The 21809-nt window shown below is 65.9% G+C and carries 15 protein-coding genes; 5 read left to right on the top strand and 10 right to left on the bottom strand.

Translation table 11 applies throughout. The features are described 5' to 3' along the window. Positions 1-74: 74 nt before the first annotated feature. The 3 genes from ACEN9O_RS18590 to pdxR all read right to left on the bottom strand — a co-directional run bounded on the left by ACEN9O_RS18590 (position 75) and on the right by pdxR (position 3144). A complete protein-coding gene (locus tag ACEN9O_RS18590) occupies positions 75-938 on the bottom strand; it encodes a gluzincin family metallopeptidase (RefSeq protein WP_495613320.1) in 864 nt (287 codons plus the stop codon). 292 nt (positions 939-1230) lie between these two features. Beyond that, entirely contained in the window at positions 1231-1602 is a 372-nt protein-coding gene (locus ACEN9O_RS18585; protein ID WP_495613319.1) for a VOC family protein, read from the bottom strand. A gap of 96 nt (positions 1603-1698) precedes the next feature. Beyond that, on the bottom strand, positions 1699-3144 hold the full coding sequence (pdxR, locus tag ACEN9O_RS18580; protein ID WP_495613318.1) for a MocR-like pyridoxine biosynthesis transcription factor PdxR: 1446 nt from the start codon (positions 3142-3144) through the stop codon (positions 1699-1701). Between the two features lie 133 nt (positions 3145-3277). Between pdxR and ACEN9O_RS18575 the strand changes: the two genes are divergently transcribed. Both ACEN9O_RS18575 and ACEN9O_RS18570 read left to right on the top strand, forming a co-directional pair. Then, positions 3278-4312, top strand: coding sequence for a porin (locus ACEN9O_RS18575; RefSeq protein WP_495613317.1), 1035 nt, complete (start codon positions 3278-3280; stop codon positions 4310-4312). Between the two features lie 29 nt (positions 4313-4341). Next, complete coding sequence (locus ACEN9O_RS18570; RefSeq protein ID WP_495613316.1) at positions 4342-4785, top strand: cupin domain-containing protein; 444 nt, start codon at positions 4342-4344, stop codon at positions 4783-4785. 15 nt (positions 4786-4800) lie between these two features. Here the strand turns inward: ACEN9O_RS18570 and ACEN9O_RS18565 are convergent, their stop codons facing one another. From ACEN9O_RS18565 to ACEN9O_RS18540, 6 genes are all read right to left on the bottom strand, one after another. Then, positions 4801-6537: a sensor histidine kinase gene (locus ACEN9O_RS18565; RefSeq protein ID WP_495613315.1), complete on the bottom strand. Its 1737-nt coding sequence runs from the start codon at positions 6535-6537 to the stop codon at positions 4801-4803. 7 nt (positions 6538-6544) lie between these two features. After that, complete coding sequence (locus ACEN9O_RS18560; RefSeq protein ID WP_495613314.1) at positions 6545-9124, bottom strand: chemotaxis protein CheB; 2580 nt, start codon at positions 9122-9124, stop codon at positions 6545-6547. A gap of 137 nt (positions 9125-9261) precedes the next feature. After that, the gene (locus ACEN9O_RS18555) at positions 9262-10689 is read right to left on the bottom strand and encodes an efflux transporter outer membrane subunit (RefSeq protein ID WP_495613313.1); all 1428 of its coding nucleotides are present in this window, start codon (positions 10687-10689) and stop codon (positions 9262-9264) included. Further along, complete coding sequence (locus ACEN9O_RS18550; protein WP_495613312.1) at positions 10686-14012, bottom strand: efflux RND transporter permease subunit; 3327 nt, start codon at positions 14010-14012, stop codon at positions 10686-10688. Before ACEN9O_RS18550 ends, ACEN9O_RS18555 begins: the two co-directional genes overlap by 4 nt. Next, a complete protein-coding gene (locus ACEN9O_RS18545) occupies positions 14009-17116 on the bottom strand; it encodes an efflux RND transporter permease subunit (RefSeq protein WP_495613311.1) in 3108 nt (1035 codons plus the stop codon). Before ACEN9O_RS18545 ends, ACEN9O_RS18550 begins: the two co-directional genes overlap by 4 nt. Next, entirely contained in the window at positions 17113-18528 is a 1416-nt protein-coding gene (locus tag ACEN9O_RS18540) for an efflux RND transporter periplasmic adaptor subunit (RefSeq protein ID WP_495613310.1), read from the bottom strand. The genes ACEN9O_RS18545 and ACEN9O_RS18540 overlap by 4 nt, the downstream gene beginning before the upstream one ends. Positions 18529-18778: 250 nt before the next feature. Here ACEN9O_RS18540 and ACEN9O_RS18535 point away from each other — a divergent pair, with 250 nt between their 5' ends. The 3 genes from ACEN9O_RS18535 (at position 18779) to ACEN9O_RS18525 (ending at position 21304) form a co-directional block, all read left to right on the top strand. Continuing rightward, the gene (locus ACEN9O_RS18535) at positions 18779-19255 is read left to right on the top strand and encodes a Spy/CpxP family protein refolding chaperone (RefSeq protein WP_495613309.1); all 477 of its coding nucleotides are present in this window, start codon (positions 18779-18781) and stop codon (positions 19253-19255) included. A gap of 64 nt (positions 19256-19319) precedes the next feature. Beyond that, on the top strand, positions 19320-20033 hold the full coding sequence (locus ACEN9O_RS18530) for a response regulator (RefSeq protein ID WP_495613308.1): 714 nt from the start codon (positions 19320-19322) through the stop codon (positions 20031-20033). After that, positions 20033-21304, top strand: a complete 1272-nt coding sequence (locus ACEN9O_RS18525; protein ID WP_495613307.1) for a sensor histidine kinase — start codon at positions 20033-20035, stop codon at positions 21302-21304. The genes ACEN9O_RS18530 and ACEN9O_RS18525 overlap by 1 nt, the downstream gene beginning before the upstream one ends. Here the strand turns inward: ACEN9O_RS18525 and ACEN9O_RS18520 are convergent. After that, positions 21273-21809, bottom strand: a complete 537-nt coding sequence (locus ACEN9O_RS18520; protein ID WP_495613306.1) for a GNAT family N-acetyltransferase — start codon at positions 21807-21809, stop codon at positions 21273-21275. The genes ACEN9O_RS18525 and ACEN9O_RS18520 overlap by 32 nt on opposite strands.

Genomic DNA, 21809 nt, shown 5'->3' with positions numbered 1-21809 from the left:
TCAACAGCAGCGGCGACGTCAGGTGGAAGAATCCGCAACGCCGCCACTGCTTCCCCGGGGCACTGCGCAATATCTCAATTCGAATCAGGGAGCAAATGCTGTTGAAATTCTGCGCGCAATGAATTAATAGTTCGCCCATATGAGCGTTCTACTGCGTGATCGAATTCCGTACCTGAAAGCAATAGCTTAATCAGGTTTTCAAAATCTGCAGGATGCGAATCGTGCAGATAGTGGACAAACAAAGCACCCACTCTGTACAAAAGCCAGTTCGCCCTACCGGTCTTGCCTACAGCATCGCGTGGGTCTTTCGTGCTGAACCAATAATCAACTGTACCCGATTGAAACGCCTCTGTTTCCTCCAAGCTCATTTGATGGAAGACGTCTTTCTCCTGTGTGTATGCGGCCCCTCCGTCCGCCACAAAAACAGCTAGCCCCTCTCTAAACCAAAGCGGAATGTTTTCAATAGACGGCTTTTCACCCAGATGCGTATAGAAAAGATAATGTGTCAGCTCGTGGGTGGTCAGTTCGTTGAGCGATGACTCGTCTCCGTCGAATGCACCGGGTGATAAGAAGAGCTTCCCCCAATAAACGGCACCTTTGACATTTTTTGACAAGAAGACATATTCATTGAATACCTCTTGCGATGAGCAAACATAGACCTCTATGCTTTTCTTAAATTTTGACTTAAGAATTAACTCAACACTATCCTGGCTGTGCTGCAGTATCCTTTGCGTTGCTATCGCATTTTTCTTTGAGTTCTCTTGATATCGAATTCGTGAGTCAGTCGAAAGCACGATAAAGTCATCCGTAGACTTGAACTTTGCTCTCAACGCTTTCAATAACATTGGCTGACTTAAAATTGAAGCAGCGGCAAAAATTAATACAATAAAAAATATAACAAATGAAATTTTTAAAATTCTCGACTTCGACTTCTTCATAAGGGTGAGCCGCCTGGTTAGTAATAACAAAAGTCAGCTTTCGTCCAAAGTAAAAGAGACACAACCGCTGACCATATCCCGTCAACGCAGGAGACCCATACCGCCCCTGGTAATCGGATATCCCATTCAGAAGCATCTGTGCACATGGCGGCCGACATCAAACGAGCGCCATTCGAGAACTCTATAAAGAGTTCAGGAACGGAACCTTGGATAGCAAGATTTTCGATCGTGGTGCCAACAAGCGCGTCTATACCATCATCACCCCGCTCCTCACTCCGCCAACGCCACCGAATCAGATCGGCTTCGAAAAAACGTTCACCAGATTTCCATCGGGATCACGTAAAAGCAGGGAGATATTTCCCCATGGCATGGTCGTTGGTGGCATCACGACTTCTGCACCCGCATCGCTCATGCGCACCAATACCGCCTCAACGTCGTCAACTTGAAATTCCAGGATCGCCGATCGATTAGCGGCCGGCGTTGCGGCCCCCCGGTTGAAAAGTCGAATCAGATGCTCGGAGCTTATCGCTAACACGCTCCCGTCAAAGCGTATTTCCGCAAACCCATCAGCGAGACGTAACGGCTCAACACCCGACAGTTTTTGGTAGAACGCTACAAGGCGCTCGAATTCATTGGTAACAAGACGAACAGACGCAAACTTCATAATTGACTCCTGATAGAAATGAGGAGCTCATGCTAACCAAAGATACTGTCAGTTTCTGTCAGTATCCTGCGACCAGCAGACAGTGGTTCAACGAAACTATCCTAGATGCTTGGCCAAGCGCAGCACGGCCTGATCGATCAGCTGCGTCGGAATCAGGCCCAGCCCAAACACCAACCCGTTCGGCGGCGCGGGGGCCACCGCATACTGGCTGACCGGTTCGACCCGTATCCCCTCCTCTGCCGCCGCAGCGACGACCTGCTCAGCCCGGTCGCCATCGCGCAGCTGCGCGGCGATGTGCAGCCCACCTTCGGCTGGAATCACCGACAACTTCCCCGGCAGATGGCGCTGCAAGGCCCCCATCAGGATCTGCTTGCGCTGGCTGTACACCTGGCGCATCTTGCGGATATGACGGGCGAGGTCGCCATCGTCGATGAAGGCCGCCAGCGTGTCCTGCGCCGCCACCGCACCGTGCCAGTCGCTGCGCTGTTTCGCGCCGACCAGGGCGGGACGGGCCCACGCCGGCGCGATCACATAGCCCAGCCGCAAAGCCGGAAACAGGCTCTTGGAGAAGGTTCCGACATAAAACACCGAGTCGTCCCGGTCCAGGCTTTTCAACGCATCCAGCGGCTGCGACGAGTGACTGAACTCGCCATCGTAATCGTCTTCGATGATCAGGCTGCCGTGTTCGCGCGCGAACGCCAGCAAGGCCATGCGGCGCCGCAGCGACATGACCTGCCCCATCGGAAACTGGTGGGACGGCGTCACGCAAATCAGCCGCGCGTCGGCCGGGATGCGATCGACCACCATGCCCTCGGCGTCGACCGGGACCGGGACCAACACAGCGCCGGCGCTTTCCAGCGCCCAGCGCAACGGCGGATAGCCCGGATCCTCGAACGCCACCTTGGTCACGCCCGGCTCGATGAAGATGCGCGCCAGCAGGTCGAAGGCCTGCTGCGCGCCGGAAGTCACCAGCACGTCGCTACCACTGCAGGCCACCGCACGGGCAAACGACACATGCTTGGCGATGGCGGTCCGCAGCGCCTCCCGCCCTTCCGGCGCCGCGTATTCGGCCGGCGCGCGCTCCAGCTGGCGCAGCGAGCGGGCGTCCAGGCGACGCCAGGTATCGAACGGAAACTGGCTGGTATCGGGCAGTCCCACCGCAAAATCGTATTCGAAGCGCGCCGCCGCCGACGGTCGCAGCACGGTGGGTTCATGGCGCCAGCGCGGCAGCAGCAAGGGCGTCCGGTCGGCCGCCACGCTTGCCGCGCGGGGCGGATCGGCCTGGTAGATGTCGGACACGAAAGTGCCGCCGCCGGCGCGCGCCGCGACCAGTCCTTCGCTCAGCAGCAAATCGTACACCGCCATCGCGCAATTGCGCGACACGCCGCATTGCTCGGCCAGCGTGCGCGAGCCGGGCAGGCGCAAACCGGCCGACAGCCGGCCATCGACGATGGCGGCCCGCATCTGCTGGTGCATGGAACGCAGGATTTGCCGGGAGCCACGCTCCGGCAGCGCAAGGGTGATCGGAAGAACTGGCTCCATCTGGACCTGTAGTGGCTGAAAAAACCGGTAAGGAAGCATCCAACCGGCACCCTGAAGTTTGCCCGGACTGGCTCTGTTGGACATCGCCCCGGCTTGCGACACTGTACACCTCTTCAATTCATTCACCAACACCATGCCATCCAACCTGCACCGTCTTTTTGCCAGCGCCGCGCTGCTGACCGCGATGGTGCCCGGCCACGCCGCCGATGGCCCCACCCTGTACGGCACGGTGACCGCCGGACTGTCCTACATCGACCACATCGGCGCCAACAACGAGCACGTCACGCGCGCCTCGAACAGCGAATGGGGCACCAGCCTGATCGGCATGCAAACGGCCGAGGCCCTGACGCCCGATCTGCAATTGCTGACCCGGCTGGAAAGCGGCTTCAACACCGCCACCGGCACCGTCGGCAGCGACGGCATGCTGTTCAGCCGCTATGCCACGCTGGGCGTGGAGAGCAAAACCTGGGGCAGGCTGGAAACCGGCCGCTCCATGGCCTACAGCAACGACGTCTGGTATATCGATCCGATGGGCCTGAACTGGTCCGGCTCCGCCACGCTGACCAAAGGCCATAGCTGGAACGCGTGGAGCCATACCGTCGGCTATCGCAGCGCGGAGCTGGGCGGCCTGGCCATCGGCTTGCAGACCAGCGTGGGCGAGCGCGCGTGCCGCAGCACCGCGGCCGTGCTCAGCTACCAGCGGGCAGGCCTGGACGTCCGCGCGATTTACGATGAAACCCGCGACAGCCAGGGGCATCTGTCGGACCTGTTCGACGCATCGCGCGAATTGATCGTGGGGGCCCGCTACGACCACGGCGCCAACTCCTGGTTCGCCGCCTACAACGTCGTGCGCGCACCCGATGCCGCCGCCGGCAGCGACACGGCGATGCAGCACGTGTGGGCCGGCGTCAACCGCAAGGTAGGCGCCCGCGATCTGCTGCGCCTCGGCATCTACGGCGCGCGGACCAACGTGACCGACTCGCGCGGCCTGCTGTTGAGCGGCGGCTGGGAACACAGCTTCGCCCCGGCGCTCACGCTGTGGGCCACGGCCGCCGTGGTGCGCAACAGCCGGGAGGCGGCGTTCCCGGTGGCGGCCTACTGGCAGGACTTGCCAGCGCCGGGCGCGACGCAACACACCGTCAATGGCGGCCTGATCTACACCTTCTGAATTCCCATCACTCTTTGAAAGGATCGAACATGAAAACCGAACAAGACACGACGCCAGGCGCCGAGTGGATCGTCGAGGGCGAAGGAAAATGGTCGCAACCCCTGCAGTTCCTGCCCGGCGACACCGGCTGGGTGGAACTGATGCGCCTGTCGCCCGGCGTCAGATTGGGGCTGCACCGGCATACCGGCCATGTGCACGCCTTCAATGTGCAAGGGCACCGGCAGCTGGGAACGGGCGAACAAATCGGCCCGCACGCCTATGTGTACGAGCCCGAAGGGAATGTCGACTGGTGGCAGGCCACAGGCGACACACCGCTGGTGGTCTTTGTGGTGGTCACCGGCGCGGTGGAGTACCTGGCGCCGGACGGCTCCGTGCTGCGCCGGATTACCGCGCTGGACCGCAAACAGGATTATCTGCGCCACTGCGCCGCGCACGGGCTGCAGCCGGTTCTGCTGGACCCGTCAGCGCATTGAGCTGACGCTGCGCAGTCAGGCAGGCAGCTCGAAGTCCATCGTCAGCGTGCAGCCGCGTCCCGGCGCGTACTGGCCGATGTCAAGCCGCCCGCCCAGCGATTCCACGCGCTGCGCCATGCCGATCAAGCCGAAGGACTGGCTCTTGTAGCGGTGCTGCGGCGCGATGCCGACGCCGTTGTCGCTGATGCTGAAGACCAGGCGGCCGTCGCGCCGCGCCAGCTGCACGTCGACCCGGCTGGCGCCCGCATGACGCCGCACATTGCTCAGCGCCTCCTGCAAACTGCGGAACAGCACTATCTCCATCTCCGGCGCGATGGCGGCAAACACCGCTTGGTCCGGCAGCGCCAGCGAGCAGGCCAGGCTGCTGCGCTTACGGAACTCGCCCACCTGCCACTCCAGCGCCGCCTGCAAGCCCAGGTCCAGCACCGCCGGCCGCAGCTCGTTCATGATGCCGCGCACGCTGCTGATGGTGGTGTCGACGTTCTCCAGCACCGCGTCCACGCGCTGGTGCAGGCGCGCGTGGCGCTCGCTGGTGCGGGCGGCGAGCATGGAGATATCGATGCGCAGCGCCATCAGGTTCTGTCCCAGCTCGTCGTGGATGTCACGGGCGATACGGGTGCGTTCGCTTTCCTTGACCGTCTCCAGATGCTCGGCCAGCTTGCGCAGCTGCTCGCGCGATTCGTGCAGCGCCGCCTCGGTGCGCTTGCGCTCCACCACTTCCAGCATCAGCTGGCGATTGGCCTCGGTCAGTTCGGCGGTGCGCTCGGCCACCCGCGCGTCAAGCTCGCGCGACAGCTTCAGCAACGCCGTCTCGGCCTTCTGGCGCGCCGTGATGTCGGAGAACACGCCAATGAAATGGCTGATCAAACCATCATCGTCGCGCACCACCGTCAGCGACATCGAGGCCACGTACGGTGTGCCTTCGCGCCGCCGGTTGTACACCTCGCCCTGCCATTTGCCATAAGTACGCAGGCAACGCAGCGCCTCGGCGTGGTAGCCGATCGGATGTGCGCCGGGGCGGCCCAGGAAGCGCGGATTGCGGCCCAGCGCCTCCTCCACCGCGTAACCGGTCAGCGTGGTGAACGCGGGATTGACGAAGACGATGTGCTGCTCGGCATCGCACACCAGCACCGCCTCGTTGATGCTGTCGAGTACCTGGAAGGCGCGCCGCCGCGCATCCTCGCGCACATCCTCGGTGCCGATATCGGTCAGGATCATGCGGCAGGAGCGGCCCGCCGCATCCATATTGGCTTCGATGCGGACCTGGCGCTGCCCGTGCACGGCGTTGGGCGCGAACAGCGGTACTTCCAGCACCGCGCGCCCGCCGCTGTCGAGCAGGTCGAGCAGGAAGCCGCGCAACAGTGCCTGCGCCTGCGGCGCCACGAACTGCTCGAAGCGCCGGCCCGCCAGGTCGGGCAGCGGCCGCGCCAGCAGCACGGCGGCGGCCTGGTTGGCGCGTGTGATGCAGCCGTCGGCATCGAGCGACAGGTAGCCCGACGGTGCCTGGTCGTACAGCGCGGCGTAGCTGTCGCGTCCCGCCTCGGCCTGGTCGCGCTCGATCTGCAACTCGGCCAGGGCCATGTTCTGCATATCCAGCTCGATCTGGCTGACCTGGAGTTCATGCCAGCGCCTCAGTTCATCGCTGCCGGCGTCGCCCGCCGGTGGCCCGACCTTCGGCAACGCCGCCACCGTCAGCTCGGCGATCAGGCGCAGCTGCACAGGATCGAGTTCCGGACGCTGGCTCTTTTTCATGCTGGCCCTACTCCTTCTGCATCGAACGCAGCTGGGACTCCAGCAGTTTCGATTCGGTGATGTTGATGAAGGTGACGACGACGCCGTCGATCACATTGTTCACGGTCCGGTAAGGCATGATGCGCACCGTGTACCAGCCGCCGCTGTTGGTCTGCACCTGGCGTTCGCGGAACACCAGCGTGCGCAACACCTCGCGGGCATCGGCCTCCAGTTCGGCGTACTGCAGATCGTTGACGATGTCGCCCAGCGGCCGGTGCACATCGCTCGGTATCAGCTTGTAGATCTGCTTGCTCTGGTCGGTGAAGCGGCGGATGCGCAGCTCGCCGTCGAGGAAGATGGTGGCGATGTCGGTGCTGTTGAGCAGATTCTTCATGTCGCCGTTCACCACCGACAGGTCGTCGAGCTTGGATTGCAGCTCGGCGTTGACGGTGTACAGCTCCTCGTTCAGCGACTGCATCTCTTCCTTGGAGGTGGTCAGCTCCTCGTTGGTCGATTGCAGCTCCTCGTTGGTGGACTGCAGCTCCTCGTTGGCCGACTTGAGCTCCTCGCGCGAAGCCTGCATCTCGTCGCGCACCGCCTGGATCTCCAGCCGCGCCTGCGCCAGCTGCTGCTCCAGTTCCAGCACATACGGATTGGTGGAGCGCGCGCGGCGCTTTTCCACCGGCAGCGGCACGGTGGCCAGCGTCAGCAGGACGGCGCCCGACAGCGGGCCGTTGTCCGGCATGGCCTCGGCGGTCAGGTCCAGCGCCTGCGACGGCTTGCCGGCCTCGTCGCGCTGGATCAGGCCGCGCACCGCGATCACGCCCTCGCCCTGCGCCGCGCGCTTGAGCAGGTCGGCCAGCTCGTGCCGCAAGCCCTCGCGCGCCATCGCGTGGATGTTCCAGTTGGCCTTGCCGGCGGCCGGCTCCAGATAGGCGCCGGTGCGCCCGTGGATGTACAGGATGTCGCCGTGAATATTGAGCAGCACGGCGGCCGGCGTGTGCTTCTTGAGCAGCTGCTGCTCGACCTGGGATTGAAGATTACCGTTCATGGATGGCGGATGCGGCTCATTGGCTGTGGGGACCGAGACGTTGTTGACGCGCGTCGGGAAATAGTTGGCGACGCGATGGATGGACGCATCCAGGCGGCGGTAAATGCGGCCCGTGCCGGACATCGGCGCGAACAGCTCGTTGAAATGGCCGGGCGTGTCGGCGCTGCCCAGCATCAGCAGCCCTTCGGGCTTGAGCGCGTAGTGGAACAGCGGGATCAGCTGCTCCTGCAGCTTGGCCGTGAAATAGATCAGCAGGTTGCGACAGCACAGTATATCGAGCTTGGTGAACGGCGGGTCGGAAATGACGTTCTGGCGCGCGAAGATGATGGTGTTGCGCAGGTCCTTGCGGATGCGGTAGCCGCCCTTCCCGGCCGGCATGAAGTAACGCTGCAGCAGCAGCGGCGGGACCTCGGCCTCGATGCCGGCGCCGAACACCCCCTGGCGCGCGCGGTCGATGGCGTCGTCGTCGAGATCGGTGGCGAAGATCTGCAGCGTATAGCGCGCCGAGGGCCGTTCCCGTTCCAGCACCTCGCTGAAGGCGATCGCCAGCGAATACGCCTCCTCGCCGGTCGAGCAGGCCGGCACCCAGGCCTTGAAGGCGGCGCCGCCCGGATGCGCGGCCAGCAGCCGAGGCAGCGTGGTCGTCATCAGGTAGTCCCACACCTTGGCGTCGCGGAAGAAGCTGGTCACGCCGATCAGCAGCTCCTTGAACAGCAGGTCGATCTCGGCCGGATTATCGCGCAGGAAGGCGACATAGTCGGCCAGCGTCACGCACTGGCGCAGCTTCATGCGGCGGTCGATGCGGCGCAATACAGTGCTCAGCTTGTAGTCGGAAAAATTGGCGCCGGTCTGCTTGAGCAGCAGCTGGAACAGCTGCTGCAGCGCGTCGCGCTGGGCCATCGCCTGGGCCGGCAGGCTGGGTTCCTGGTTGTTCCACCAGCCGATCAGGTGCGCCGCCATCTCGCCCGGCAGCGCCACGACGTCGACCACGTCGGCGGCGATGGCGCTGAGCGGCATGGGATCGAAGCGCGCCGAGGTGGGCAGCTGCGCCAGCGTCAGGCCACCGGCTTCGCGCACCGCGCCCAGGCCCAGCGTGCCGTCGGTGCCCATGCCGGAACAGACCACGGCGGCCGCGTGTTCGCCGCCGCGCGCGGCCAGCGCCTGGAAGAAGCGATCGATGGGAAAGTGGTGGCCGCGCGGGCCGGACGGCGGCAGCACGGCAAAGGCGTCGCCGTCGAAACCGAGGTCGTGGCCGGGCGGGATCACGTACACATGGCCGGCTTCGACCAACATGCCGTCCTCGATCTCGTGCACCGGCATGCGCGTGACCCGTTGCAGCAGCTCCGGCAGCATGGCCTTGTGGGTCGGGTCGAGGTGCTGGACGATGACATAGGCGAAGCCGCTGGCCGGCGGCACGCTGACCAGGAATTCGCAAATCGGATCAAGGCCGCCTGCGGACGCGCCCACCCCCACCACCGGCACCAGGCCAGGCACAGACCCGGCCTTCGGAATATCGATAGCGGATACAGCGGCTGCATGAGCGGTTTGTTTCGTCATCGTGGGTTGGCGACCGCCGGAACAACCCTGCACCGTGGTCAGGCGTCTTGGAAAAAGTAGCAATTGTTGACATCTTGCCAGATGATTATACAAACACCTAGTCCAAAAACCAAGCGAACGCCCCTGTGCGACAACAGCTAATCGCTCGCGGCATGCCAGCCGCCGCCGAGCGACTGGATCAGCGCCACCGCCGTGGTCTGGCGGTCGGCCTGCGCCTGTACCAGCGCGCGGCGCGCGGACAGCGCGGTATTTTGCGCCGTCACCACGTCACTGTAGCCGACCTGGCCGGCGCGGTAGCGGTTGAGCATCTGCGCCTCGACCTGGTCGGCCGCCTCGGAGGCGAGCTTGCGCAGGTCCTGCTGCTGGGCCAGCGCGCGGGTCGCGGCCAGCTGGTTCTCGACGTCGGCAAACGCGCTCAGCACCGTCTGGCGATACTGGGCGATGGCGGCGTCGCGCTGCGCCTCGGCGCCGCTGACGCGGGCCCTGGTGGCGCCGGCGTCGAACAGCGTCTGCGCCGCCGACAGGCCCAGCGACCACAGATTGTTGGAGGCGTTGAACAAGCCGCCGGTGGAGCTGGAGCCGTAGCCGAAGGAGCCGGTCAGGTTCAGGCTGGGGAAGTAGGCGCTGCGCGCCACGCCGATCTGCTCATTGGCGGCGGCCACGCGGCGCTCGGCGGCGGCGATGTCCGGCCGCCGCTGCAACAGCGTCGACGGCACGCCGGCCGGCACGTCCGGCACCACCACGTTCCACGGCGCCGGCGGCAGCGCGAAATCGCTGGCGGCCTTGCCCAGCAGGACCGCGATCGCATGCTCCAGCGTGGCGCGCTGGCGGACCAGCGTGACCTGGTCGATGCGGGCATTGGCCAGCTGGGTTTGCGCTTGCAGCAGATCCGACTTGGCGGCGATGCCGGCGTTGAAACGGTTCTGCGTGATCTGCAGCACGCGCTCATAACCTTCGGTGGTGGCGTCCAGCAGCGCCTTCTGGGCGTCGGTCTGCCGCAGCGAGAAGTAGTTGGTGGCCAGCTCGCCCTGCGCCGACAGGCGCGCGGCGGCCAGTTCGGCGGCGCTGGCCTGCATGCCGGCCTTGGCGTTGTTGGCGCCAGCGCGCAGCTTGCCCCAGACGTCCGGCTCCCAGCTGCCGCCGATGTTGGCGCGGTACTGGTTGCCGGTCGGCGTGTTGCCGCCTCCGCCAGAGCGGTTGGCGCTGCCGTTCAGCGTCGCCGACGGGAACAGCGCGGCGCGCTGCTGCTCGACCAGCGCGCGCGCCTGCGCGTAGTTGGCGACGGCGGCGGCCACGTTCTGGTTCGAGACTTCGATGCTGTCGGCCATCTGGTTCAGCAGCGGATCGCCGAACAGCTGCCACCACGGGCCGCGTTCCAGCGTGTCGGCCGGCGCGGCGGCGGTCCAGCCGGCGGCCACCTTCTCGGCGTCGCTGGCGGTTTCCTTGTAGACCGACGGCTGCGGCGTGGACGGCAGCTGGTAGGCCGGGCCGACCGCGCAGCCGCTGGCCAGCACGGCCGCGATGGCGATCAGGGAGTAACGGAAGGATGGTGCGTGTTTGTTCATGGTGTACCCGGCGCTTCGCTGTGGATGCGGCTTAAATGTTGTTCGGACGGGCCGCGGCGGCGCAGCTTGTCCATCAGGATGTAGACCACCGGTGTGGTCAGCAGCGTCAATACCTGGCTGGCGATCAGGCCGCCGATGATGGCCACGCCCAGCGGCTGGCGCAGCTCGGAGCCTTCGCCAAAGCCGATCGCCAGCGGCAGCGCACCCAGCGCGGCGGCCAGGGTGGTCATCAGGATCGGGCGGAAGCGCAGCAGGCACGCCTCGCGCACCGCCTGCACCGGCGTCAGGCCGCGCGAACGTTCCGCCTCCAGCGCGAAGTCGATGATCAGGATGGCGTTCTTCTTGACGATGCCGATCAGGAGGAAGATGCCGATCAGCGAAATGGTCGAGAACTCCATCTTGAAGATCAGCAGCGCCAGCACCGCGCCCACGCCGGCCGACGGCAGCGTGGTCAGCACGGTGACCGGATGCACCAGGCTCTCGTACAGGATGCCCAGCACGATGTAGATCACCACGATGGCGGCCAGGATCAGCAGCGGCAGCGACTTGTTGCTGTCCTGCGCGGCCTTGGCCGAACCCTGGAAGCTGCCGCGCACATTGTTCGGCATGCCGATTTCCGCTTCGGCGGCCTTGATCTGCTCCGCCGCGTCGGACAGACTGGTGCCCGGTTGCAGGTTGAAGGCGATGGTGGTCGCCAGTTCGCCGTCCTGGTGGTTGATCGAGGTCGGCGCCGAGCTTTCTGCGAAGCTGGCCAGCGTCGACAGCGGCACCATCGTGGTGGCCTTGGTGCTCAGCGCGGAACCGGACGATGCATCCTTGACCGCCGGCGCGGCCACGTTGGCCGGGGTGGCACTGGCTGTGGCGGTGCTGCCGCTCGCGCCCTTGTTGGCACCCGCGCTGGTGCTGCCTGCGCTGCCTGCGCCAGTCGGGGCCACCGTCACCGCCACCGGCGCGCCGTTGGGATTGCTGGCGCTCGGCGCCGGCAGGCCCTTCGACGGCACATACACGTCGTTCAGCGCCGCCGGGCTTTTGGCGTACTCGCGCGGCACCTCCATGATGACGTGATACTGGTTCAGCTCATCGTAGATGGTGGCGACCTGGCGCTGGCCGAAGCTGTCGTACAAGGCATTGTCCACGTCGCGCGCCGACAGGCCCAGGCGCGCGGCGCTGCTCTTGTCGATGGTGACGAAGGTTTCGACGCCGTTGTCCGCCTGGTCGGTATCGACGTCGGTCAGCGCTTTCTGGCTCTTCATCGCATCGGCAAGGCGGCTGGCCCACTTCTTCAAATCGGCCTGGTTGTCGCTCTTCAGCGTGTACTGGTAGTTCGAATTGGCCTGGCGTCCGCCGGCCCGCAGGTCCTGCACGGGGCTCAGGAACAGGCTCACGCCGGTCACCCTGGCCAGCTTGGGACGCAGGCGCGCGATCACCGCCTGCCCGGCCACGGTGCGCTGGTTGGCCGGCTTCAGGTTGATGAACATGAAGCCGCCGCCGGCGCGACGGCCACCGGTAAAGCCGACCACCGTGGCGACGTCGGGATCGTCCTTGATGATGTTGACCAGCTGGCGCAGCTTGCCCTGCATGGCCTGGAACGAGATGCTCTGGTCGGCGCGGATGCCGCCGTTGATCTGGCCCGTGTCCTGCTGCGGGAAACCGCCCTTCGGTATCGCCGCGAACAGGTAGAAGTTCAGGCCGATCACGAACACAAGGCTCAGCATCACCAGCCAGACGCTCGACAGCGCCCAGTCCAGGCTATGCTCGTAGCCCTTGTGGATAAAGTCGAAGCCGCGCTCGAAGAAACGGGCGATGCGTCCCGGCGGCCCGCCGTGCGCCTGGCCGGGCTTGAGCAGCCAGGCACACATCATCGGCGTGGTGGTCAGCGAGATCACCAGCGAGATCATCACCGCCGCCGACAACGTCACGGCGAACTCCTTGAACAGCGCGCCGAACTGGCCGCCCATGAACAGCAGCGGAATGAACACGGCGATCAGCGAAAGGCTGATCGACAGCACGGTGAAGCCCACCTCGCGCGCGCCCAGCAGCGCCGCCTCGAAGCGGTCCATGCCGGCCTCGATATGGCGGGTGGTATTTTCCAGCACCACGATGGCGTCGTCGACGACGAAGCCGGTGGCCACCGTCAGCGCCATCAGCGACAGGTTGTTCAGGCTGAAGCCCAGCATATACATGGCGCCGAAGGTGCCCAGCAGCGAGACGATGGTCGCCACCGCCGGTACGATGGTGGCGCGCACGCTGCGCAGGAAGGCGCTCACCACCAGCACCACCAGCAGGATGGAGATGATCAGCGTGATCTCGATCTCGCGCAGCGACGAGCGGATCGAATTGGTGCTGTCGCTGGCGACGTCGATCTTCACGTCCGGCGGCAGCTGCGCCTGCAACTGCGGCAGTTGCGCGCGCACGCTGTTGACGGTTTCGATGACGTTGGCGCCGGCCTGCGACCGCAGGATGACGATGATCGCCGGCCTGCCGTTGAACAGGCCAAGGTTGTTGTTGTCCTCGACGCCGTCGATCACCTGCGCCACGTCCTGCAGGCGGATCGCGCTGTCGTTGCGCCAGCCGACCACCAGGTTGCGGTAGTCGGCTGCCGAGCGGCCGCCGCTGGCGTTGGCCGAGACGGAATAGATCTGCAGGCGGCGGCCGTTGCCCTGCAAGGCGCCGCGCGGACGGTTGGCGTTGGTGGCCTGGATGGCCGCCCGCACGTCTTCCGCCGACAGGCCGTAGCGGTTCAATGCATATGGATTCAATTCGACGCGCACCGCCGGCAGCGAGCTGCCGCCCAGTTCCACGTCGCCCACGCCGGTCACTTGCGACAGGCGTTGCAGCACGGTGTTGGAAACGGCGTCGAAGATCTGGCCCGGCGTGCGGGTTTCCGACGTCAGCGCCAGGATCATCACCGGGATGCCGGAGGTGTTGGCCTTGCGGTAGGTCGGATTGCTACGCAGCGTGGCCGGCAGGTCGACACGGCTGGCATTGATCGCCGCCTGCACTTCGCGCGCGACCGAGTCGACGTTGCGGTTCAAGTCGAACTGCAAGGTCACGCTGGAGGAGCCGGGGTTCGATTGCGACGTCATCTCGTTGACGCCGGCGATCACGCCCAGGTGGCGCTCCAGCGGCGTGGACACGCTGGTGGCCATGGTCGCGGGACTGGCGCCCGGCAGGTTGGCGTTGACCGAGATGACAGGGAAATCCACCTGCGGCAGCGGCGCCACCGGCAACACAAAGAACGCGCCGATGCCGGCCAGCGCCAGGCCGCACGTCAACAGGACCGTGGCGATCGGACGCTTGACGAAGGGTGACGACAGGTTCACAGCGCACCACCTTCAATGGAAGCCGGCGGTGGCGCCGCCTTGCGGCCGAAGCGGCGCGCCAGGCTGTCGAAGCCCAGGTAGATCACCGGCGTGGTGAACAGCGTCAGCATCTGGCTGACGATCAAGCCGCCGAAGATGGCCAGACCCAGAGGACGACGCAGCTCGGCGCCCTCGCCCCAGCCCAGCATCAGCGGCACGGCGGCGAACAGCGCGGCCAGCGTCGTCATCAAAATCGGACGGAAGCGCAGCAGCGCGGCCTGGTGGATCGCCTCACGCGGCGGCTTGCCCTCTTCCCGCTCCGCGTCGATGGCGAAGTCGATCATCATGATGGCGTTCTTCTTGACGATGCCGATCAGCAGGATGATGCCGATGATGCCGATCACGCCCAGGTCCTGGCCGCTGACCAGCAGCGCCAGCAAGGCGCCGACGCCGGCCGACGGCAGCGTCGACAGAATCGTCAGCGGGTGGATATAGCTTTCATACAGCACGCCCAGCACGATGTAGACGCAGATCACAGCGGCCAGGATCAGCCACAGTTGATTCGACAGCGAGTTCTGATAGGCGCCGGACGCGCCGAGGAAGGTCAGCGTGACCGAGGCCGGGAACTTGATCTCGGCGGCGGCCTGCTTGATGCTGTCCACCGCCGTGCCCAGCGAAACACCTGGCGCCGTGTCGAAGCCCAGCGTGGTGGCCGGGTACTGCGCCACGTGCGTCACCTGCAGCGGCGCGGCGCGTTCGCTGATGGTGGCCACCGCCGACAGCGGCGTGGCCTTGCCGGAGCCGGTGCGGATCTGCAGGTTGCCCAGGTCGGCCGGGGTGGTGATGTCGTCGCGGCGCGCTTCCAGGATCACGCGGTACTGGTTGGTCTCGGTGAAGATGGTCGAGACGATGCGCTGGCCGAAGGCGCTGTACAAGGCGTCATCGATGGAGGCGGCGGTGATCGACATGCGCGAGGCGCTGTCGCGGTCCACGCTGACGTAGGCCGCGTTGGCGCTGGCGCCGACGTCCGACACCACGTTGCGCAGTTCGTGCTTGGTGCGCATCTGCTCCGCCAGTTTGGTGGCCCACTGGTTGACGGTGGCGTTGTCCGCGCCTTCGATGGACACGCGGAACTGGGTCGGGCCGGATTCGGCGTCGATGGTCAAGTCCTGGGTCGGTTGCAGGTACAGCGTCAGGCCGGGGATCTGCGATACGCGCTGGCGCAGGCGGTCCATGATCTCCTGCTGGCTGCCGGTGCGCTGGTGCTTCAGGTTGATCAGCATGCTCCCGGTGTGGAGCATGGTGTTGTTGGCGGCGTCGACGCCGACCACGGAGCTGAGCGTGCCGACGTCCGGATCTTCCAGGATCAGGCGTGCGGCCTGCTGCTGCAGGTCCGCCATCTTGGCGTAGGAGACGGCCTTGCCGGTTTCCAGGCGCGCTTGCAGCTGGCCGGTGTCCTGGGTCGGGAACAGGCCTTTCGGTATCACCACGTACAGCAGCACCGTCAGCGCCATCGTGCCCAGCGCGACCAGCAGCGTCAGGCCGGCGTGCTCCAGCACCCAGGTCAGCGAGCGGTCGTAGTGGTTGATCACCCAGTCGAAGAACTGCTGGAAGCGGCGGGCGAAGCGGCCCGGCTTCTCTTCGGCATGGCTCTTGAGCCAGCGCGCCGACATCATCGGCACCAGCGTCAGCGACACCACGGCGGAGATCAGAATGGTAATCGCCAGCGAGATCGCGAACTCGCGGAACAGGCGGCCCACCACGTCGCCCATGAACAGCAGCGGGATCAGCACGGCGATCAGCGACACCGTCAGCGAGATGATGGTGAAGCCGATCTGCTTGGCGCCCTTGAGCGCGGCGGCCATCGGCGTTTCGCCTTCCTCGATATAGCGGGAGATATTCTCGATCATGACGATCGCATCGTCGACCACGAAGCCGGTGGCGATGGTGAGCGCCATCAGCGACAGGTTGTTCAGGCTATAGCCAAGCAAATACATCACGCCGCAGGTGCCGATCAACGAGATCGGCACCGACAGGCTGGCGATCACGGTGGCGCGCAGGCTATGCAGGAAGGCGAAGATCACCAGCACCACCAGCACCACGGCCAGCAGCAGCTCCATCTCCACGTGTTCGACCGAGGCGCGGATGCCGGTGGTGCGGTCGCTCAGCACCTCGACCTTCATCGCGCCCGGCAGGCCGGCTTGCAGCTCCGGCAGGCGGGCCTTAATCGCGTCCACGGTGGCGATGACGTTGGCGCCAGGCTGGCGTTGCACATTGAGGATGATGGCCTTACGGTTGCCGGACCACGCGCCCAGTTCGACGTTTTCCGCGCTGTCCTTGACAGTGGCGACGTCGGCCAGGCGCACCGGGGCGCCGTTCTTGTAGGCCAGGATCAGGTCCTTGTAATCCTTGGCCGTCACCAGCTGGTCGTTGGCGTTGATGCTGTAGGCGCGGGTGGGGCCGTCGAAGCTGCCCTTGGCGCCGTTGGCGTTGGCGGCGGTGATCGCGGTGCGCAGCGTGTCCAGCCCCAGGCCGTAGGACGCCAGCGCGTTGGTGTCCGCCTGGATGCGCACGGCGGGCCGCTGGCCGCCGCTGAGCGTGACCAGGCCGACGCCGGACACCTGGCTGATCTTCAGCGCCAGGCGGGTGTTGACCACGTTCTGCACCTCGGTCAGCGGCATCGTGTCCGAGGTGATGGCCAGCGTCAGCACCGGCGCGTCGGCCGGGTTGACCTTGGCGTACACCGGCGGCGCCGGCAGGTCGGTCGGCAGCAGCGAGGCGCCGGCGTTGATGGCGGCCTGCACTTCCTGCTCGGCCACGTCCAGCGTCTGGCCCAGGCCGAACTGCAAGGTGATGATGGAGACGCCGGCGGCGCTGGTGGAGCTCATGCGCTGCAGGCCGGCCATCTGGCCGAACTGGCGCTCCAGCGGCGCGGTCACGGTCTGCCCCATCACTTCGGGGCTGCCGCCGGGGTACAGCGTCTGCACCTGGATGGTGGGGAAATCCACCTGCGGCAGCGCGGACAGCGGCAGGAACTTGAAGCCGACGATGCCTGCCAGGACGATCGCCAGCATCAGCAGCGATGTCGCTACCGGCCGCTGGATGAAGGGTGCCGATGGACTCATTGTTGTGCCGCGCCCTGTTCTTTGCGATGATGACGACGCTCGCCTTCCGCCGGAGCGGAGGTTGCATCGGCAGCCGAAGCGCCCGGCGCGCCATCGCGCTTGCCCTTCCAGCCGCCCGCGCCGCCGGCACGTTCGCCGCCCGCGGCGCCATCGTGCCTGCCCTTGCCGCCGGCCCCCGGCAGCGTGACCCTGGCGCCTTCCCTCAGGCGGTCGCCGCCTTCCGTGATGACCTGCTCGCCCGCCTGCAGGCCGCTGGCGATCTGCACTTTATCGACCGTGGCCTGGCCGCGCGTGACCGGGCGCACGGTGACGGTCTTGTCCTCCTTGAGCACATAGACGAAATCGCCGCTGGCGCCGTGGCGCACCGCCGTCACCGGCACCATGACCGCATCCTTGATGGTGCGCAGCTCCAGCCGCACGTTGACGAACTGGCTGGGGAACAGCGTCGACTTGGCGTTGGCGAAGCGCGCCTTGGCCTTCACGGTGCCGGTCTGCACGTCGACCTGGTTGTCCATGGCCGCGAATTTGCCGTTGTCCAGCGCATTAGTGCGGGTGCGGTCCAGCGCGATGGCCGGCAACTGCGCGCCGCCATTCACTTCCTGCATCACGCCCGGCACGCTGTCCTGCGGGATCGAGAATTCCACATCGATGGGCGACAGCTGGGTAATCACGGCAAGGCCGTTGGCGTCGCCGGAACTGACCAGGTTACCGATATCGACCACGCGCAAGCCCACGCGGCCTGTAATCGGCGCGATCACCTTGGTGTAGCCGAGATTGAGCTTGGCCGTGCCTTCCTGCGCGCGGTCGGTCATGACGGTGCCTTCCAGCTGCTTGACCAGCGCCGCCTGCGTGTCCACGTCCTGGCGGGCGATGGAGTCCTGGCCCAACAGCGTGCGATAGCGGTTCAGCGTCAGCTTGGCGTTTTCCAGCTGCGCTTCGTCACGCTGGCGTTGGCCGGAAGCCTGCAACAGCGCCATTTCGAACTGGCGCGGATCGATCTGCGCCAGCACCTGGCCGGCCTTGACCATCTGGCCTTCCTTGAACAGCACCTGCTGCAGAATGCCCGACACTTGCGGACGCACCGTGGTGGTGGCTGCTGCTGTCACCGTGCCCAGTGCTTCCAGCGTGACCGGAATGTCGGCCTTGTCGGCAGTCGCCACGCCGACCGTGGTGGCGGGGCCGCCACGCCGTCCGCCGGCGCCGCCCGGACCACCAGGGCCACCAGGACCGGGAGGACCGCCCGCGCCTAGTGCGCCGGGCGCGCCGGTGCCCGGCGGCTGGTGTGTCAGGTACCACGCCAGGCCGCCCAACCCCGCCATGGCGGCGACCGCGATGACGCTGCCCACGACTTTGGCGCGGCGGCTGCGCTGTGGTGGAGTGGCGGGCTGATTCGGCTTGGCTGGTGTATCCATCTTGGTCCTTTTTTATGCGTGCGTATCCATGGCAAACAGGCCATGGCGATCAATGCGAGGACTCTAGCACAGGCACCCCGCCGTGTCAGTCGCAGCCCGCCCGAGGTTACAAAGTCGATACAAATCAAGGACTTTGCGCGCATAAGGTTAAAGTAGCTTTACATATCTTTACCAGCCCGACATCGCCGCTTCACGCTGGCGGCGCACACTGGCCTCGTTGTCCCCCACATTAACCAAACGAGGATAAAACATGAGTATCTTTAACCGCCAAACCATCGCCGCATTCCTGCTGGGTTCCACCTTGGTCGTGGGCGTCGGCGCCTTCGCGGTCGAACGCCACATGGCCATGGGCGGCCCGCACGCCGCCATCGACGCCGGCGCCCATATGGACCACATGCTCAAGCACCTGTACGTGGAAGTCGACGCCACCGATGCGCAGAAGGCCAAAATCGAACCGCTGGTGAAGGCCGCCATGGCCGACATCAAGCCCATGCACGAGCAACTGCACCAGATACACCAGCAGGTGATCCAGCAGATGTCCGCCGCCACCATCGACCGCTCGGCGCTGGAAACCACCCGTGCACAGGGCGTGGCGCTGGCCGACCAGGCATCGAAGCGGCTGGTGCAGCTGCTGGCCGACGTGGGCGACACCCTGACGCCGGCGCAGCGCCAGAAGCTGGCCGATCACCTGGGCCAGATGCACGAGCGCCACGGGCATCACGGCTAAGCCGTCTTGTGAAGCGGATCGCCTGTCCGTAGAATGGTCCGGGTAAACCTCAATCGTGAATCCCATGCCTGACCATATCCTGCTGGTTGAAGACGACCCCCGCCTGGCCGAGATGCTCACCGAGTATCTGAGCCAGGCGACTTTTCGCGTCACGCACGCGCCCAACGGCCGCGCGGCGCTGGAGCACATCGGGGCCGGCGACATCGACGCCGTGATCCTGGACCTGATGCTGCCCGATATGGACGGCCTCGATGTCTGCCGCCAGCTGCGCGCCATCTCCGACATTCCGGTGCTGATGCTGACCGCGCGCGGCGACGCCATCGACCGCATCATCGGCCTGGAAATCGGCGCCGACGACTACCTGCCCAAACCCTTCGAGCCGCGCGAGCTGCTGGCGCGCCTGCGCGCCATCCTGCGCCGCCGCGTCGAGCACCGCCACCAGCCCGACGGCCCGGCGCAGCGCAACGCCGAGTTCCTGCGCTTCGGCCGGCTGGAGATCGACCCGGCAGCCCACGCCGCGCGGCTGGATGGCGTGCCTTGCGAGCTGACCGCCTACCAGTTCGACCTGCTGCTGGTACTGGCGCGCCACGCCGGCCGCGTGCTGTCGCGCGACAGCCTGATGGAGCTGCTCAAGGGCGAGCCGCTGGAAGCCTTCGACCGTTCGATCGACGTCCACATGTCGCGCATCCGCGCCGCCGTCGAGGACGATCCGAAGAAACCGCGCCGCATCATCACCGTGCGCGGCGCCGGCTACCTGTTCGCCAAGGTGCAGGACTGATGGCCGGCCCGCGCTTCAGCTGGGGCCTGCCGCGCCTCTACTTCCGCTTCTACGTGACGCTGCTGGTCAGCCTGTTGCTGTTCGCGATGGCCGTGGTGATGGTATGGAACCGCAGCGGCGGACCGCTGGAGCGTTCCAACGCCATGCTGGCGATGGCGATCCAGAACGCGCTGGCGCCGGCCGATGCGCCGCAGGCCGCGCAGCAGGCCGCGCTGGAGCGCATGGCCGGCAGCCTGCATGCGAACATGTCGCTGTACGACCGCCACTGGGAGCCGCTGGCCGTGGTCGGCATACCCATTCCCCCGCATCACTGGAAACGGCACGACATGGGCAATCCGCCGCTGGAATCGTATGTGCGGCTGTCGGACGGCCGCCATTTGCTGTCCAGCGAGCCGCTGGGCTTCACCCGGCCCATGGCCATGCTGCACAACGCCCTGCTGCTGCTGGCGCTCGGTATAGGCGTCGCCGCCTTTCCGCTGGTGCGGCGGCTGACCAAGCGGCTGGAGCGCTTGCAGCAAGGCGTGGAATCGCTGGGCGCCGGCGACCTGACGGTGCGCGTGCCGGTCGAAGGCAAGGACGAAGTCGCGCGGCTGGCGCAGAGCTTCAACCGCGCCGCCGACCAGATCGAACAACTGGTGGGCGCGCACAAGACGCTGCTGGCCAACGCCTCGCACGAGCTGCGCACACCGCTGGCGCGCATCCGCCTGGCGCTGGAGCTGATCAAGGATGGCGTCGACCCCAAACGCCGCGCCGGATTGGAGCAGGACATCGCCGAGTTGAACGAGCTGCTCGACGAGATCCTGCTGGCCAGCCGCCTCGGCGCCGTCCGCGACAACGCGGAACTGGAGGAACTGGATCTGTTGGCGCTGGCCGCCGAGGAATGCGCGCGCTACGACGACGCGGTGCTCAACGGCGCTTCGGCCGTGATGCAGGGCGACCCGCGCCTGCTGCGCCGGCTGCTGCGCAACCTGCTGGAAAACGCGCACCGCCACGGCGTGCCGCCGGCGCATGTGACCATCGCCTGCAACGAGGGCATGGCGACGCTGGCGGTATGGGATAGCGGGCCGGGGATACCGGCGGAGGAATTCGAGCGGGTGTTCGAGCCGTTCTACCGCCGGCGCGGCACGCGCGACAACAGCGGCGCGGGCCTCGGCCTGGCGCTGGTGCGCCAGATCGCCCGCCGTCACGGCGGCGAGGCCCGCTGCGTGCTGATGGCCGATGGCCGCAGCAGCTTCGAGATTACGCTGCCGCTGGCGACAGCGCCAGAATGATGTCGTCGTAATCGGTGTCGCCAACGCGGAAGGTGCGCTGGCCGATACGTTCAAAGCCGCAGCGCTGGTAGAACGCCAGCGCATCGTGGTTCCCCGCATAGACACCGAGCAGCACGCGGCCGGCGCCGCGTGCACGCGCCTCCGCCACTGCCGCATCCATCAAGCGCTTGCCGACGCGCTGGCCGTGAAAGCGATGCAGCAGGTAGATGCGTTTGATTTCCAGGTCGTCCGCGCGCGGATCGCCTACCGGCAGCTTGGCCGGCGCCAGCACCAGATAGCCTATCGGCGCCCTGCCCGGCGTGGCTTCGGCCAGCCAGATGCGCATGGCGTCGTCGGCCAGCCAGTCGCGGTAGACGGCCGCCGCGTGCTGGCGTTCACAATGGGCGATAATGTCGCCGCCGTCGAGGATGCCGGCAAACGCTTCGAGGAAGCTGGCCTTGCCCACAGCGGACAAGGCCTCCTCGTCACCGCGCACGGCGGCGCGGATGGCGATCTCGCCGCTCAT

This window comes from Duganella sp. Dugasp78, from assembly GCF_059491455.1.
This window is presented reverse-complemented; position numbering and strand designations above follow the sequence as displayed.